The sequence below is a fragment of the Flavivirga aquatica genome, assembly GCF_001747085.1.
In the GTDB taxonomy this organism is placed as follows: Bacteria; Bacteroidota; Bacteroidia; order Flavobacteriales; family Flavobacteriaceae; genus Algibacter_C; species Algibacter_C aquatica.
This window is the reverse complement of the sequence record NZ_MDJD01000005.1, coordinates 1-491: the sequence shown is the minus strand read 5'-3', so window position 1 is coordinate 491 and position 491 is coordinate 1. Positions and strand designations below refer to the sequence as shown.

Annotated in this window: 1 protein-coding gene; it reads right to left on the bottom strand. The window is 37.1% G+C overall.

Features of this window, described 5'->3' with window-relative positions; translation table 11 throughout:
* Positions 1-349, bottom strand: a 349-nt coding sequence (locus tag A8C32_RS00030) for an IS91 family transposase (protein WP_205635355.1), incomplete at its 3' end; no start/stop codon positions are given.
* Positions 350-491 lie beyond the last annotated feature (142 nt).

The window sequence follows — 491 nt, the reverse complement described above, 5'->3', positions numbered from 1 at the left end:
AAATATTATAGAGCGTTTTTGCATCTGCAAGTGCTATGCTATTAAGATGATCTGGTAAGGTAAAAACTACATGAAAATAAGGAACAGGCAATAACTCTTGTCTTCTTGCAGCTATCCATTGCTGTTGTTTATGACCTTGACAGGTTGGGCAATGTCTATTTCTACATGAATTAAATTGAAGCTGTAGTTTTCCACAAGTTCTACACCAATCTAAATGTCCGCCAAGGGCTTGGGTTCTGCATTTTCTAATAGCATGTAGTGCCCTTAAATGCCAACTCGTATTGGCTAAGTCTTTTAGGTCTAATACTTCTAGATTTAGCACCTCTGCAACCGTATGTTTAGCAAGCATTATTTAGAAAACAAGGTATCTAAAGGACTGAACTTTATAGAGCTCCCAGTATGGGCAACATGCAGATAGATTATCGTGGTTTCTATATGTGCATGCCCTAAAAGTTCTTTTAAACTCATGATATTCAAACCTGCTTCTAGTA